The 15,521-nt window shown below is 61.9% G+C and carries 11 protein-coding genes and 1 tRNA gene; 8 read left to right on the forward strand and 4 right to left on the reverse strand.

The features are described from left to right. Positions 1–37: 37 nt before the first annotated feature. Positions 38–3,727 carry an ATP-binding protein gene (locus N5D22_RS07195; protein WP_279654984.1) on the reverse strand — a complete coding sequence of 1,230 codons (3,690 nt, stop codon included), beginning with the start codon at positions 3,725–3,727 and terminating at the stop codon, positions 38–40. Between the two features lie 317 nt (positions 3,728–4,044). Here N5D22_RS07195 and N5D22_RS07200 point away from each other — a divergent pair. The 3 genes from N5D22_RS07200 to N5D22_RS07210 all read left to right on the forward strand — a co-directional run bounded on the left by N5D22_RS07200 (position 4,045) and on the right by N5D22_RS07210 (position 6,756). Further along, positions 4,045–4,121 (forward strand) — tRNA-His (locus N5D22_RS07200). Between the two features lie 266 nt (positions 4,122–4,387). Continuing rightward, positions 4,388–6,019, forward strand: coding sequence for a Ppx/GppA phosphatase family protein (locus tag N5D22_RS07205; protein ID WP_279654985.1), 1,632 nt, complete (start codon positions 4,388–4,390; stop codon positions 6,017–6,019). Further along, positions 6,016–6,756 (forward strand): RlmE family RNA methyltransferase, encoded by a 741-nt coding sequence (locus N5D22_RS07210; RefSeq protein ID WP_279654986.1) that lies wholly within the window; start codon positions 6,016–6,018, stop codon positions 6,754–6,756. Before N5D22_RS07205 ends, N5D22_RS07210 begins: the two co-directional genes overlap by 4 nt. Here N5D22_RS07210 and N5D22_RS07215 read toward each other — a convergent pair whose 3' ends face one another. Beyond that, positions 6,757–8,154, reverse strand: a complete 1,398-nt coding sequence (locus N5D22_RS07215; protein ID WP_279655051.1) for an MDR family MFS transporter — start codon at positions 8,152–8,154, stop codon at positions 6,757–6,759. 208 nt (positions 8,155–8,362) lie between these two features. Between N5D22_RS07215 and N5D22_RS07220 the strand changes: the two genes are divergently transcribed. The 5 genes from N5D22_RS07220 (at position 8,363) to N5D22_RS07240 (ending at position 13,741) form a co-directional block, all read left to right on the forward strand. Further along, positions 8,363–9,364, forward strand: coding sequence for an MBL fold metallo-hydrolase (locus N5D22_RS07220; protein WP_279654987.1), 1,002 nt, complete (start codon positions 8,363–8,365; stop codon positions 9,362–9,364). 179 nt (positions 9,365–9,543) lie between these two features. After that, positions 9,544–11,049: an IMP dehydrogenase gene (guaB, locus tag N5D22_RS07225; RefSeq protein WP_065654415.1), complete on the forward strand. Its 1,506-nt coding sequence runs from the start codon at positions 9,544–9,546 to the stop codon at positions 11,047–11,049. A gap of 112 nt (positions 11,050–11,161) precedes the next feature. After that, positions 11,162–11,563: an MAPEG family protein gene (locus N5D22_RS07230; RefSeq protein ID WP_279655052.1), complete on the forward strand. Its 402-nt coding sequence runs from the start codon at positions 11,162–11,164 to the stop codon at positions 11,561–11,563. Positions 11,564–11,712: 149 nt separating this feature from the next. Further along, the gene (gene adhP, locus N5D22_RS07235; RefSeq protein WP_004432721.1) at positions 11,713–12,741 is read left to right on the forward strand and encodes an alcohol dehydrogenase AdhP; all 1,029 of its coding nucleotides are present in this window, start codon (positions 11,713–11,715) and stop codon (positions 12,739–12,741) included. Between the two features lie 124 nt (positions 12,742–12,865). After that, the gene (locus N5D22_RS07240; protein WP_279654989.1) at positions 12,866–13,741 is read left to right on the forward strand and encodes a dienelactone hydrolase family protein; all 876 of its coding nucleotides are present in this window, start codon (positions 12,866–12,868) and stop codon (positions 13,739–13,741) included. A gap of 235 nt (positions 13,742–13,976) precedes the next feature. Here the strand turns inward: N5D22_RS07240 and moaB are convergent, their stop codons facing one another. Together moaB and N5D22_RS07250 are read right to left on the reverse strand one after the other, a co-directional pair. Continuing rightward, positions 13,977–14,522 carry a molybdenum cofactor biosynthesis protein B gene (gene moaB, locus N5D22_RS07245; protein WP_059760674.1) on the reverse strand — a complete coding sequence of 182 codons (546 nt, stop codon included), beginning with the start codon at positions 14,520–14,522 and terminating at the stop codon, positions 13,977–13,979. Between the two features lie 108 nt (positions 14,523–14,630). Next, the gene (locus tag N5D22_RS07250; RefSeq protein ID WP_279654990.1) at positions 14,631–15,515 is read right to left on the reverse strand and encodes a 4-(cytidine 5'-diphospho)-2-C-methyl-D-erythritol kinase; all 885 of its coding nucleotides are present in this window, start codon (positions 15,513–15,515) and stop codon (positions 14,631–14,633) included. Positions 15,516–15,521 lie beyond the last annotated feature (6 nt).

Here is a 15,521-nt window from a genome sequence, read left to right on the forward strand (position 1 = left end):
GTGCCGGCGGCTTCCGCATTGCTACGCCCGCATGGCCTCAGTTGGCAAGAACCCGCTGCGACGGAAAGGTGATTTCCACCAGCGTGCCTTCATTCGGCGTGGAGGTGATGGAGAAATTCGCCCGGTTGGCGTCCACCATCGCCTTGGTCAGCGGCAGGCCGAGCCCGGTGCCGTCGCCGCGCACACGTTTGCCCGAGGACGCGACCTGCCGGAACGGTTTCATGGCCTGCTCCAGTTCCGCCCGGGTCATGCCGATGCCGGTATCGCGGATGCGCAGCGACACGCTGCCATTGGCCTCATAGGCGGTGGACACCACGATCTGGCCGCCGGACGGCGTGAAGCGGATGGCGTTCGACAGGATGTTCAGCACGATCTGCTTGATCGAGCGCAGGTCCGCGACGATCTGCGGCACGGATTGCGCAAGTGCGGTGCGGATGATGACACGCTGGTTGTTGGCCTGCGGCTGCACCAGCGAGACCGCCTCGGCCACCGTTTCGTTGAGCGGCACGGCGATGAAGTCCACATCCATCTGCCCGGCCTCGATCTTGGAAATATCGAGCAGATCATTGACGATATCGAGCACATGCCGGCCGGAACGACCGATATCATTGGCATATTCCACATAACGCGGATGGCCGATCGGTCCGAAACGTTCGGTCGCCATCATATCGGCAAAGCCGATGATGGCATTGAGCGGCGTGCGGATTTCGTGGCTGACGCGGGCAAGGAAATCGGTCTTGTGGGCATTGGCGGTTTCCGCCGCCCGCTTGGCGTTGCGCAGTTCCTCTTCCGTGCGCTTCCATTGGGTGATGTCGCGGATCACGGCGCAATAGCCATGCGAGGATTTAAGCCGCCCGATGGTCATGAACAGCGGCAGGAAGCCGCCGGACGCCTCACGGCCGATCACTTCGCGGCCGTCATTCAGCACGCTGGCGACGCCGTTATTGGCAAGGCCGGAAAGATAATCCAGCACGGCACGCTGGCTCTCATGGGCAAACAGCGTCACGAAAGGCTTGCCGGCGATTTCGCCATTGTCATAATTGAACAGCGCGCTGGCGGAACGGTTGAGCGAACGGATTTCGCCTTCGTCTCCCAGAAGCACCACCCCGTCGGTGGCCGTTTCCAGAATGGAATGCAGCTCCTCCACCTCGCCCTGCAACAGGGATAGACTGCCTGCTTCCGCGTTTTCGCCGTCGCCGGCCGCGATATTTTCGTTGGCGGCCGCAACAGGCGTCGGCTTTTCCTCCAGCGGCACCAGCGACAGCATCAGCGCCTTGGCTTCTTCCCAGCGGATGGATTGCAGACGTGCCTTGACCGGGATGATGTCGTTTTCAGCGCTGACGACGACCATGCCGCCTTCGTTATCAGGCATGTCCTCCAGCTCCTGCCGTTGCAGCAGCGCTTCCAGACCGCCGACCTCTTCCAGTTCGGAAAGGGAGCCATAGCCCGTCAATCGCAGGAAATCCGGATTGGCGTGGATCAGCCTGTCGCCGGCATGCACCAGAAGCGCAACCGGCATCTGATCCAGCGTCTCGGCCGTCAAGGCATTCGCGGGACGGACGGAGGGGCTGACCATGGCGGCGGCAATATCGGCCGCCGGCCGCTCGTAAGCATCCGCTTCCGATATTTCCCCGGATCCGCTTTCATCCGTCGATGCGCGAATGGCCGTCGGCTGCTCGCCACGAACGTAGTCAGCGAAGAGATCGTCTTCTTCCGCGGGTTCGGTCGTCTTTCCGTCGTGTTCCGTATCGGCGAATGTCTCTTCCTGTGCCTGTGCATCGATACCCTGCTGGATGTTCTGCACGGCCTGCTCGGCGGAAGCGATCTCCGTTTCCCGGTTTTCCTCGGAAGCCGGCTCGGTCTCCGTCTCCGCCGGCGCCAGGGCACGGCCGATTTCGCGGAAAGCGGCCTGCTCGCCTGCCGTCAGGCCCTCGCGGGAACGCGAACGGCGCTCCTCCAGATGGACGACTTTGTCGGAATAGGTTGCCTCCAGCGCAGGCGTTACAACCGGCGCTTCGAATTCCGGCGGGGTATAATCGTGGTGTTGTTCTTCTGCCTCGTCATCCTCATCGATAAAGGCCAGCAATTCGTGGCTTTCATCCTCGATGGCGGGCTGCGGCAGCGCCTCCGTCGGATAGGTCTCTTCGGTTTGCAGGAAGGTGAGGCCCGTGGCATGCGGGTCTTCGGTGGCATCGGCAAGGCGCACGATACCGAAACCGCGGAACCCGTCGAATTCGCGGGAGCGCGTATAGGTGGGCAGGGCGGCAAGATCGATCGGCACCATCAGCGATGTGCCTTCCACCGGCCAGTGGATCGTCTTGCCGGACCAGGTATCGCGCCGGCCGAGAAGCTCGCGAATCTTGCCATCGGGGTCGAGATTGAACAGGGCCGCAACATCGGCAAAGCCCATGCCTTCCACGGCAGCCGCCTTGGCGCCCACGGCCTCTGCAAATTCATGCGAGATCGAGCTGAAACGCCCTTCCGCATCGATTTTCCAGACGAAACGGGAAGCGCGCGCACCGGCATTGAAGACAAAAGGCCGCGCTTCTTCGGCGGCATCCGTCTCCGCCGCGGTCCTCTCGTCCGCTGCTGGAGCAACCTCCGCCGTCGTGGTTTCGACTATCTCATCGCCCGCGGATACGACACTCGCTGCATCGATAACCTCTTCGGCATGGTCGTCGGCGTTTGCCCGCTCGGTTGGAGCCTCTGCTTCATCCTCATCGAGTTCGAAAAGATCGGCAATGTCGTCCGTCATCGCCACATTCGCAGCCGCATCGGCGTCCTGCACGGAAAGCATCGCCGGGAGCTCCGCTTCCTCTTCCGGCGGGGGCAGAAGGCCGTTTTCATCCTGCTCGGCTGCCGCCCCGTCTTCGGGATCGGACGGCAGTTCCTGCACCTCTTCCAGATCCTCGATACCGGCAACGGCATCGAGCACGGAATCGAACGAGGCGGCTGTTGCGACAGCGGGCAGACTTTCCGCAGCCGGTGAAACGGGCTGGGCGGCGTCCGGCGTTTCCTGCGGCTTGTCTTCGGCAAAACCATTGACGGGATCGAGTGTACCGAGCGCAGTTTCGACCACGAACATCAGGTTCAGTTCGGGCGACGCCGTGATCTGGCCGGTGGCGGCGGGCAGATAGCCCTTGCCGGTTGGCACCGGTCGCTTGACGAGATGACCGGACTGGCCGGCGGCCATCCTCACCAGTGTGCGTGCGGTGTGCGGGGTGATGCCGAGCGACGAAAAACCCGGTGAGGCGGCGATAATCTCATTGTCACCGTTCAGAACCGCCATATGAATATCCGGGTCGTCGAAACCTTCGATCATGCGCCGGGCGCATTCCGCCATGCCGGGTGCGGCCTGATCGGTGAGGGCGGAAAATAGAATGGCAGGCTGGCCGGGCTCGGCCGCGATGATTTCCGCTCGCGCGGTGACGGCAAGGCTGCGGAAACCCGATGTGATGCGGATGGTGAATGGCAGGCTGTCACCGGTATTCGAAAGCCGGGCTGCGGTCGCCGCCAGCTGTCGGAAGGTCACGTCCTGCCGCTTCGGACCCTGCTCCAGAAAATCGTAAACCATCGGCGTGCCGAACAACGCCGCGCCCCGGCCATTGGCCCAGAGAACATTTTTGAGGTCGAGCGAGAACAGCGCCATGGCCTCGCCGCGCCCGAAACCTTCACGCACCCGTTCATGCACTGCGATATCGATAAAGGGATACTGGACGGCGGGCATGTCGAAACCTATTCTGGCACTACCGGACCTTGCGGGCTTCTTGGCTTCCTCATGAAGCGCAAAACGTAAACCCGCCAAGGCATCACGTTAACAGAATTTTAAATAACTTCACAGCGCGGTCCGGTCCACCATCCGCCGGATGAATCGCCAAATAGAGTTAACATCAACAGGTCTGTCGCCGCCTCTTCTCGTCAGCCCGGCCGATTGAAAAGCTCTTGCCTTTCGATGGCTTTTTTCGCAAAATTCGAAGAGGCACTTGCAAATGGGGGAAACACCTTTTATGTCACCCCCCGTGACGCCGCTTCGGCGTTTCATGTGCGGTTGTAGCTCAGTTGGTTAGAGCGCAGGTTTGTGGCACCTGAGGTCGGTGGTTCGACCCCACTCAACCGTACCATTCCCCTCTTCCAGTAAGTTCATAGGTCACAAGGACTTACCGTGAGAGGGGAGTTTCTCCCCGGCTTGATGGCTGTTTGTGCCTTGCGCAAGCCTTCTCCCCTCGCAGATTGACCTGCCGATTTCGGGAATCTTCAAAAATCATCGCCGCGACTGCCGTGATCCGCACGTCTCCGTCATGGCGCGCGGATCCATGCCATGGGCAGCGCGGCAAAAACCATTTGGCTAAAATCTCTCGCGCTGGTATTGTCCACCCAACGAAACCTTATGAAAGCCAGCAGCATAGCGTCTACGCTCGTGCGCGGCGAAATGGACAAGACAGTGATCGACCCCGGAAACGGCCCAAAGCCGTCGGAACAAGGGGCGTCGGTGGCGAACAAAGGGAAAGCGAAGCGATCCCGTCGTGGCAAGAAACACAAGCGTGACGGTCAGCCCCGTGACGCTGTTGTGCTGTCGCATGATGTTGCCGCGGATGTTCCGGCCGGTTCCTCCTACGTATCGGCTCTCGAGCCGGATGCCGAGCCGCGCAAGAGAAAGCGCCGCAGGCGCTCTCGCGGCAAAGGCGCATCCCCGCAGACGGCGCCAGCCTCCACGGTGCAGGCGCAGGCTCCAGCCATACCCGACGGCGCCACTCCATCTTCGGTGCCGCCCGGCGGCGGGCGAAAGTCGCGCAACCGCAAACGCGGGCACCGCGATCCGCGCGGGCGTGATCCGCAGGGACGCCCCCTGGTTCCCGCCCATGCGCCGAAACATATCGGCAAGCAGAACGGCCGCGCCAATGGCGCGTCACAGGAACAGCATCGCCCGCAATCGGAAATATCCGCGCGCCACGCCGGCCGCCAGCATGAGCATGGCCAGGAACCGCCGGCGGATATGTATGCGGCGCTCGATCTCGGCACCAATAATTGCCGCCTCCTGATCGCGCAGCCGACGCGGCCCGGCCAGTTCCGGGTTGTTGACGCCTTCTCGCGCATCGTCCGGCTGGGTGAGGGGCTCGTATCGAGCGGCCGCCTTTCCGATGATGCGATGGATCGCGCGGTGGAAGCGCTCAAGGTCTGCTCCACGAAACTTTCGGGCCGCCCGATACGGCGCATGCGGCTCATCGCCACCGAGGCCTGCCGCGCTGCGGTGAATGGCGAGGAATTTCTGGCGCGTGTCACGCGGGAAACGGGACTGAAGCTTGAAATCATCAGCCGCGAGACGGAAGCCCGGCTTGCCGTTTCCGGCTGCGCATCGCTCGTCGGTCGCGAGGCGCGTTCCGTCGTGCTGTTCGATATTGGCGGCGGATCGTCGGAAATCGCGGTCATCAAGGTCGGCGAAAATCGCTCGAATCGATTGGCCAACCACATCACCCACTGGACCTCTCTGCCGGTTGGCGTCGTCACGCTTTCGGAACGCCATGGCGGTCGGGATGTGACGCCGGATGTGTTTGCCGCCATGGTGCGGGAAGTCGAAGGGCTGCTCGATGCCTTCCATTGCCCGCCTCTCGCGCCGCAAACCCATCACGAAGATTTTCACCTGATCGGAACCTCTGGTACGGTGACGACGCTTGCCGGCGTCCATCTCGATCTGCCCCGTTATGACCGCCGCAAGGTGGATGGCCTGTGGCTTTCCGATGCCGAGGTGACGGCGATGCAGGACAAGCTGCTCGCATGGGATTTCGCCGGCCGCGCTGCCAATGCCTGCATCGGGCCTGACAGGGCCGATCTGGTTCTGGCCGGCTGCGCCATCCTGGAGGCCATTCGCCGCCGCTGGCCGGCGCGCCGTATGCGCGTGGCGGATCGCGGCCTGCGCGAGGGCCTGTTGACGGATATGATGGCGGATGACGGCGCATGGCGGCGCAACCGGATAAGGCGCATGCAGATGGCAAGGCAGGACAGGACGGAAGGTTTGACATGAGCAAGGCGCCGACAAGCAACAACCGCACCGGCCGCAAGATCGGCCAGAAGGTCAAGAAGACCAAGCTCAAGGCCTCGTCGCGCCGCTGGCTGGAACGTCATATCAACGACCCCTATGTGCAGCGCGCCAAGCTTGAGGGCTATCGCGCCCGCGCCGCCTTCAAGCTTTTGGAAATCAACGACAAGCACCAGATCCTGAAAGGCGCGCGCCGCATCATCGACCTTGGCGCCGCCCCCGGCAGCTGGTCGCAGATCGCCGCCAAGGTGACGGATTCGACCGAGGACGATATCCGCGTCGCGGCCATCGATTTCCTCGAAATCGATCCCATTCCCGGCGTCAAGATCCTGCAGCTCGACTTCCTCGATCCGAGCGCGCCGGAAAAACTGATGGAAGCCGTTGGCGGCACGCCCGATCTGGTGTTGTCGGATATGGCTGCGCCGACCACAGGGCACCAGAAGACCGACCACATCCGCACCATGCATCTGTGCGAAGTCGCGGCCGATTTCGCCGTTCAGGTGCTGGCGGAAGGCGGTCACTTCCTTGCCAAGACCTTCCAGGGCGGCACGGAAAAGGCATTGCTGGATATGCTGAAGAAGAACTTCAAGCAGGTCCTGCATATCAAGCCGGCGTCCTCACGCTCGGAATCGGTGGAAATGTTCCTGCTTGCCAAGCACTTCAAGGGCCGCAAGAGCGAGCCACATGACGGCGCGGAAGCCGAAGGGGCTTCCGAAGACTGATTACTCCGCCGGTTGCGAAACCTTGCCGCGGTGGCCGGAAACGGCCGCACCGGCCTGCGCGTCCATGCGGATGATCGGCACGATGGCGAACAGCGAAACGAGCGCGACGATGGTGAAGGCGATGTGGAAATCGGCAAGCTGCAGATGCGTGCCCGACATCATGCTGCTGACTTCCAGAATGGAAGCGGCGAAAGCCACGCCCAGCGCCAGGCTGATCTGCTGCAGCACCGACGCCATCGAGGTCGCCTGGCTGGCCTGGCTGTCCTCGATATCGGAATAGCTGAGCGCGTTCGATCCGGTGAAGAAGAAGGACCGCGCAAATCCCGCCGTGACAAGGAAGATCATGATCAGCGAATAGGGCGTTTCCGGCGTGAAGAAGCTGTTGGCGAGCGTGGTGCAGGCGCCGACAATGCCGGCCCCGATCAGCGTCGACCGGAACCCCGTTGCCGCAAACACCCGCTTGGCCATGAATTTCGTGGTAATCGCTCCGATTGCGCCGGCAAAGGTGATCATGCCTGACTGGAACGGATTGAGCCCGAAACCGATCTGCAGCATCAGCGGCATCAGGAAGGGAATGGCGCCTGTCGAAATGCGGAAAACGGTGCCGCCGACGGTCGCCGCCCGGAAGGTCGCGTTCTGGAAAATGCGGAGATCCAGAATGGGGGCGGGGTGACGCGCGGCGTGGCGCAGATAAAGAACACCGCAGATGAAACCGATAATCGTCGAGGCAATGCCGATGGCCGGCGGCAGGGCCGGCAGGCTGACCACCGACAGGCCGAACACGACCCCGGAAGCCGCGATGCCGGACAGAGCGAAACCCTTGCCGTCCATCGGCGGCGGGTTGGTGGTCTCGATTTCCGGCAGGAAGATCGTCGAAAGCCAGATGCCGATGACGCCGATGGGTACGTTGATCAGGAAAATCCAGTGCCAGGAAAAATAGGTGGTGATGAAGCCGCCGATCGGCGGGCCGGTGAGCGGCCCGACAAGCGCCGGTATCGTCAGCAGCGCCATGGCGGAGACGAGTTCGGTCCGTTTCGTCGTCCGCAGCAGAACGAGACGGCCGACGGGCGTCATCATCGCCCCGCCCATACCCTGCAGGAAACGCGAGAGCACGAATTCGAACACCGACGACGAGACCGCGCAGCAGATCGATCCCACCACGAAGACGCCGATGGCGAGACGGAAGATTTTCTTCGCGCCGTATTTGTCGGCCATCCAGCCGCTGATGGGAATGAAGATCGCCAGCGACACCATGTAGGCCGTCAGCGCCAGCTTGAGGGTAATCGGGCCGACATTGAGGTCTGCCGCTATGGCCGGAAGCGAAGTGGCGATGACGGTGGAGTCCATCTGCTCCATGAAGAGAGCGACTGCCAGGATGAGGGGAATGATGCGGTTCATGAGGCTGCCTGCGGCTTTCCGCTGCGACAAGGATATCGCTGTTCCTCCTACGCCTGATGGGCCGGCTTGCCAACACGTTAATTATCAATTTCTCAAGTTCCGATCAAACCTGCGTGAGGCCGGTTTCCTTGCAACTTTCTCGCTCTATTGTCCGTTGGCACAGTTCAGTTGGCGATAACGGCCAGTTGGCGTTACCGGGAGAAAGATGATGACCCAATCCTTGAGCATGAGCAGACGCGGCCTCATCGGCGCGGCCGGCGCAAGCGTCCTCGGCGCACCGCTGTTGATGACGCGCGCCGCAACAGCCCAGACGAGCCAGCCGCAAACCTCCATGGAGATCGAACACGCCATGCCGCCGGAAACCAACCGCTTCAAGCTCGGCAATTTCGAGGTGCTGGTGGTGAAGGACGGCGCGCGCGCCGCTCCCAATCCGGGCGAAACCTTCGGCACCGACCAGTCGGCTGAAACCGTCGGCAAGCTGCTGGAAGACAATTTTCTGCCGAAAGACCAATTCGTCAATTCCTTCTCGCCGGTTCTCGTCAATACCGGCACGGACCTCGTGCTGTTCGACACCGGTTTCGGCGAGGCCGGCCGTGGTGCCGGCAATGGCCGCCTGATCGAGGGCATGGCGGCCGCCGGTTATACGCCGGAAGATGTGACCGTGGTGGTGCTGACCCATATGCATGGCGACCACATTGGCGGCCTGATGGAAAAGGGCGCTCCGGCTTTTTCCAAGGCGCGCTACGTGTTCGGCCAGGCGGAATATGATTTCTGGACGGATGAGAAGCGCGTCGGCACACCGGCGGAAGGCGGCCACAAGGGCGTTCTCACGAACGTCAAGCCGCTGGCGGAAAAGGCGACCTTCATCGGCGACGGCGCCAGTGTCGTATCCGGGATCACCGGCGTGGCGGCCTTCGGTCATTCGCCGGGTCACATGATCTTCCGTGTCGAATCGGAAGGCAAACAACTCATCCTGACGGCGGATACGGCCAACCATTTCGTCCTTTCCCTGCAGAAGCCAGACTGGGAGGTGAAGTTCGACATGGACAAGGCAGCCGCCGCCGCAACCCGCAAGAGGGTCTATGACATGATCGCCACCGACCGTTTGCCTTTCCTTGGGTATCACATGCCTTTCCCGGCGGTCGGTTACGCGGAAAAGCTGGATACCGGCTATCGTTTCGTGCCGAAATCCTATCAGTTCGACATCTGATATCTGCTGCAATGCAGCAACAAAGAAAGCCCGGAAGGCAATTCCGGGTTTTTTCTATTCCCTTCCTGTCATGAACGTGTTACCAGCCCTCGCCAACTTCCAAGCAATCCTTGCAGGGCGCCGGGGTGAACTTTTCGTTCCGGAACGGCCACGCATTTTCAGTATGAAGGAATTTGGTCATGGCACGCATCATTCAAACACCCACTGGTTTGGACGCTCTCACATTTGACGATGTGTTGCTGCAACCCGGACATTCCGAAGTCATGCCGGGACAGACGAATATCGCCACCCGCATCGCCCGCGATATCGATCTCAACCTGCCGATCCTGTCTTCCGCCATGGATACGGTCACCGAAGGCCGCCTCGCCATCGCCATGGCCCAGGCCGGCGGCATTGGGGTCATCCACCGCAACCTGACCCCCATCGAACAGGCCGAAGAAGTGCGGCAGGTGAAGAAGTTCGAAAGCGGCATGGTCGTCAACCCGGTCACCATCGGCCCGGATGCGACGCTCGCTGAAGCACAGGCGCTGATGAAGGCGCACGGCATTTCCGGTATTCCGGTCGTTGAAAACGGCGGTTCCGGCGGCCACAAGAACGGCCGTCTCGTTGGCATTCTGACCAACCGCGACGTGCGCTTCGCCTCCGATCCGCAGCAGAAGATTTACGAACTGATGACCCGCGAAAACCTGGTCACGGTCAAGGAAAGCAGCGTCGATCAGCAGGAAGCGCGCCGCCTGCTGCACAAGCACCGCATCGAAAAGCTGCTGGTTGTGGATGCCAAGGGCAATTGCGTCGGCCTCATCACCGTCAAGGATATCGAGAAGTCGCAGCTCAATCCCAACGCCACCAAGGATGCGCAGGGCCGTCTTCGCGCTGCTGCCGCCATCAGCGTCGGTGCTGACGCCATCGAGCGCGCCGAGCGCCTCATCGATGCCGGCGTCGACCTTCTGGTCGTCGATACCGCGCATGGCCATTCGCAGCGCGTGCTGGATGCCGTCTCGCAGGTGAAGAAGATGTCGAACTCGGTTCGCATCATCGCCGGCAATGTCGCCACCGCCGACGGCACCAAGGCTCTGATCGATGCCGGCGCCGATGGCGTCAAGGTCGGTATCGGCCCCGGCTCCATCTGCACCACCCGCATCGTCGCGGGCGTCGGCGTTCCGCAGCTTGCGGCCATCATGTCGTCGGTCGAAGTCGCCAATGCGGCTGACATCCCCGTTATCGCCGATGGCGGCATCAAGTTCTCGGGCGATCTGGCCAAGGCGATCGCCGCCGGCGCTTCCGCCGTCATGATCGGCTCGCTGCTCGCAGGCACGGATGAAAGCCCGGGTGAGGTGTTCCTCTACCAGGGCCGTTCCTTCAAGGCCTATCGCGGCATGGGCTCCGTTGGCGCCATGGCGCGCGGTTCCGCCGACCGTTATTTCCAGGCCGAAGTGCGCGACACGCTGAAGCTCGTTCCGGAGGGTATCGAAGGTCAGGTTCCCTACAAGGGTCCGGTTTCCGGTGTTCTGCACCAGCTGGCCGGCGGCCTCAAGGCCGCCATGGGTTATGTCGGCGGCAGCAACATCAAGGAATTCCAGGAGCGCGCCACCTTCGTTCGCATCTCCAGCGCGGGCCTGCGCGAAAGCCACGCCCATGACGTGACGATCACCCGCGAAAGCCCGAACTACCCCGGCGCGGTTTGATCTTTCGAGGCAAATCCGTAAAAGGATACTGAGTATTTGGCGCTCCCCGATTCATGCCGGATCGGGGAGCGTTTTCACGATTGGAGAGGAAAGCATGTCCCCCACGACCGCAATGTTCTGGCCGATGATCGCCCATGTCTTTCTGGTCTTCTGCCTTTACGGGCTGCTGATCGTCCGGCGCAACAAATACACTTTCACGGATCGCGAATCGGCCATCAAGCTGCGCGACCGGGGCGAGGAGGCGCGCGAAAGCCATCTGGTGAACCGCAACATCGCCAACCAGTTCGAACTGCCTGTCCTGTTCCACATCGCCTGCCTGCTGCTCTACATCACCGATGCGGACAATATCGTCACCGTCGTTCTGGCATGGCTTTTCGTGCTCTCGCGTTACGCCCATTCCTATGTCCACGTCACCAGCAACCGCCTGCGTCAGCGCGGCGCATTGTTCGGCATCGGCTTTGCACTGGTCGTCTGCCTGTGGGCATGGCTCGCCATATGGTTGGCGCTGGAGTAAATCAGCACCGTGCGGTTGCCTCATAAGTGAGACAATCCCGCCTTGCAAAATGTTTCGATTTGCGATGGGTCAATTCCATGACGCGTCATCCCCGCTAATCTCTGCCTGCCGTCGAGGATTTCAGGCGAGTAGAGATTAGGGAGTATGTCATGGCTAAGACAATGAAGGCGGCGGTTGTCCGCGCATTTGGAAAACCGCTGACCATCGAGGAAGTGGCGATACCGGATCCTGGCCCCGGTGAAATTCTCATCAACTACAAGGCGACGGGCATTTGCCACACCGACCTGCACGCCGCAACGGGTGACTGGCCGGTGAAACCCAACCCGCCTTTCATCCCCGGCCACGAAGGCGTGGGTTATGTCGCCAAGATCGGCGCTGGTGTCACCGGCATCAAGGAAGGCGACCGCGCCGGCACGCCCTGGCTCTACACCGCCTGCGGATGCTGCATTCCCTGCCGCACGGGCTGGGAAACGCTGTGCCCGAGCCAGAAGAATTCCGGCTATTCCGTCAATGGCAGCTTTGCCGAATACGGCCTCGCCGATCCGAAATTCGTCGGCCGCCTGCCTGACAATCTCGATTTCGGCCCGGCCGCACCGGTGCTCTGCGCCGGCGTCACCGTTTATAAGGGCCTCAAGGAAACCGAAGTCAGGCCCGGTGAATGGGTGGTCATTTCAGGCATTGGCGGGCTTGGCCACATGGCCGTGCAATATGCCAAGGCGATGGGCATGCATGTCGTTGCCGCCGATATTTTCGACGACAAGCTGGCGCTCGCTAAGAAACTCGGAGCGGATGTCACCGTCAATGGCCGCGCGCCTGACGCGGTGGAGCAGGTGCAGAAGGCGACCGGCGGCGTCCATGGCGCGCTGGTAACGGCGGTGTCGCCCAAGGCCATGGAGCAGGCTTACGGTTTCCTGCGCTCCAAGGGCACGATGGCGCTTGTCGGCCTGCCGCCGGGCTTCATCTCCATTCCGGTGTTCGACACGGTGCTGAAGCGGATCACGGTGCGCGGCTCCATCGTCGGCACAAGGCAGGATCTGGAGGAAGCGCTGACCTTCGCCGGTGAAGGCAAGGTGGCCGCCCATTTCTCTTGGGACAAGCTCGAAAACATCAACGATATCTTCCACCGCATGGAAGAGGGCAAGATCGACGGCCGTATCGTCGTGGATCTCGCCGCCTGAAGCAAATGACAGGGCTTGTGGCGCTCACGCAAAAGTGTGGCGCCGCTTCCGCCGAGCCCGTTCCCACCGGGGCGATCTGCGTTATCCTCCCTGGCGCATCCGCGCGTTCAAGGAGGACAGGATGATGGACAAGCCGAAAATTACGCAGGCCATGATCGACGCTTACGATGAATATACCCATCTCAGCCTCGACCGCCGCAAATTCATGGAAAAGCTGACCGTGCTGGCTGGCTCCGGTGCGGCCGCAGCGGCAATTGCGCCGCTTCTTTCGGCAAACAGCGCCCGTGCGGCGGTCGTCGCGGCCGATGACGACAGGATCGTCGCCGAGGAGGTGACCTATCCCGCCGCCGGCGGCGAGATGAAGGGTTACCTCGTTACGCCGAAATCCGTTTCCGGTCCCATCGGCTCGGTCATCGTCATCCACGAAAACCGCGGTTTGAACGACCATATTCGTGACGTGGCAAGACGGGTGGCGCTTGCCGGTTTCCGGGCGCTTGCGGTCGATTTCCTCTCGCCGCAGGGCGGTACGCCCGCCGATGAGGAGAAGGCGCGGCAGATGTTCAGCGGCCTCGACATGGATGCAACGGTCGCCAATGCCGAAGCGGGCCGGGTGTGGCTCGCGGCAAGGCAGGGTGCGAACGGCAAGGTCGGTGCGGTCGGTTTCTGCTGGGGCGGCGGGCTGGTCAACCGTTTCGCCACCAAATCGGCGGGCCTGAACGCCGGCGTCGCCTATTACGGCCAGCAGGCCCCGGCGGCCGATGTGCCTGCCATCAAGGCGCCGCTGCTTTTGCACTATGCCGGTCTCGATGAGCGCATCAATGCCGGCATCGACGCCTATAAGAAGGCGCTGGAGGAAAACGGCAAGACCTTCGAAATCTTCGTTTATGACGGCGTCAACCACGCCTTCAACAATGACACATCCTCGGCGCGCTACGACAAGGCGGCCGCCGATCTCGCCTGGGGAAGAACGACCGAGTTCTTCAAGAAATATCTGGCGTGATGGGGTTTTTGGGCGGGCATTGTCTAAGAACCGGAGGCGCGTGGAGCTTACCCCCCCCCTGCCCTGCCGGGCATCTCCCCCTCAAGGGGGGAGATCGATCTGCGGCGATGTTTCGTCCATCTTGAAGCTTGAGAATGAAGCGACAAGAGGGCCTCTTGCCGATCTCCCCCCTTGAGGGGGAGATGCCCGGCAGGGCAGAGGGGGGTGAAGCCCCACGCACCTCTGGTCCGCTGATCTAAACGCCCCCAGCCCCACGCTTCAAATGCTCGTCGAGCCTCGGCATGATCTCCACGAAATTGCAGGGCAGGTGGCGATAATCGAGCTGAGCCTTGAGAATCCCATCCCACGCATCCTTGCACGCGCCGGGAGAACCGGGCAGCACGAAGATGAAGGTCGCATTCGCCACGCCGCCGGTCGCCCGTGACTGGATGGTGGCGGTGCCGATCTTGTCATAGGAGATGCGGTGGAAGAGGGCGGAAAACCCGTCCATGCGCTTTTCGAACAGCGGCTCCAGCGCTTCGGGCGTCACATCGCGGCCGGTAAAACCGGTGCCCCCGGTGGTAATGACCACATCAACGCCTTCAGAGAGCGTCCAGTCGCGCACCGTGCCGGCAATCGCTGCCTTGTCATCAGGCACGATGGCGCGGGCCGCGAGCCTGTGGCCCGCTTCCTCCAGCCTTGCAACGAGCGTATCGCCGGATTTGTCGTTCTCCAGCGTGCGGCTGTCCGAAACGGTCAAAACCGCAATGCCAAGGGGAATGAAGGGTCTTTCGCCTGCCATGGCCTTATCCTCGAATGCCGGGAGCATCGGACCGAAAAGTGTATTGCGGTTTTCGGAAAATCCGATGCTCAAACAAAACTGGGAGCGGCGGGCCCGCCGCTCTAATCCTCAAATGGTCCGCGTCGCCTGAAAATACCAGCCGGGGCGCTTCTGCCGAAGCGATGTTTCCGCTTCCCTGGCCGCTTCAAGGGAATGAAAAATCCCGAAACAGGTTGCCCCCGAGCCCGACATGCGCAAAAGCGCAGCACCTTCCTGCGACAGCAACCCGATGATTTCCCCGATTTCCGGCAGCAGCGCCTGGGCCGGTGGTTGCAGATCGTTACGGCTTTGCGCGAGAAAATCCATCCAGCCGATTGTTGCAGAGGCGGGCAGGGGCGGATTGGTCTTGCTCTGCAATCGCCGAAAAATCTCCGGCGTCGAGACGGCCTTCAGCGGATTGGCCAGAACCATGGGCAGTTCCGGCAGATCGGTGAGCGGTTCGATGTCCTCGCCGATGCCGCGCGCGATCAGTGATCGGCTTTCAAGGCACATCGGCACATCCGCCCCGAGCATCAGCGCCATGGATGCAAGCGCATCCGGCGCGATCCCGGCACGCCAGTGCCGCAAAAGTCCCCGCAGCGTCGCCGCCGCATCCGCCGAGCCGCCGCCGATACCGGAAGCCACCGGCAGGTTCTTTTCAAGATGAATGGCGACCGGGGGTGCAGGTTGCCCCGTCGATGCGAGCGCATCGCGCAACAGGTTTCTGGCGCGGGTGACGAGGTTATCGCCGCCATCGCCCGCGCGCAAAAGATCGCCGAAAGGGCCTGAGATGGAGAAACTGTCGGCATCGGCGTCGCGAATACGGATCGTGTCGCCGGCTTCGGTGAACGCCACCAGCGTTTCGAGTAGATGATAGCCATCCGCTCGCTGGCCGGTCACATGCAGCGCCAGATTGATCTTGGCCGGGGCCGCCTCGATGGTCTCGGTGGCCCCGGAAACCTCATGTCCGCGCATGCGGCG

It is taken from the genome of Agrobacterium sp. GD03872 (genome assembly GCF_029840625.1).
In the GTDB taxonomy this organism is placed as follows: domain Bacteria; phylum Pseudomonadota; class Alphaproteobacteria; order Rhizobiales; family Rhizobiaceae; genus Agrobacterium; species Agrobacterium fabrum_A.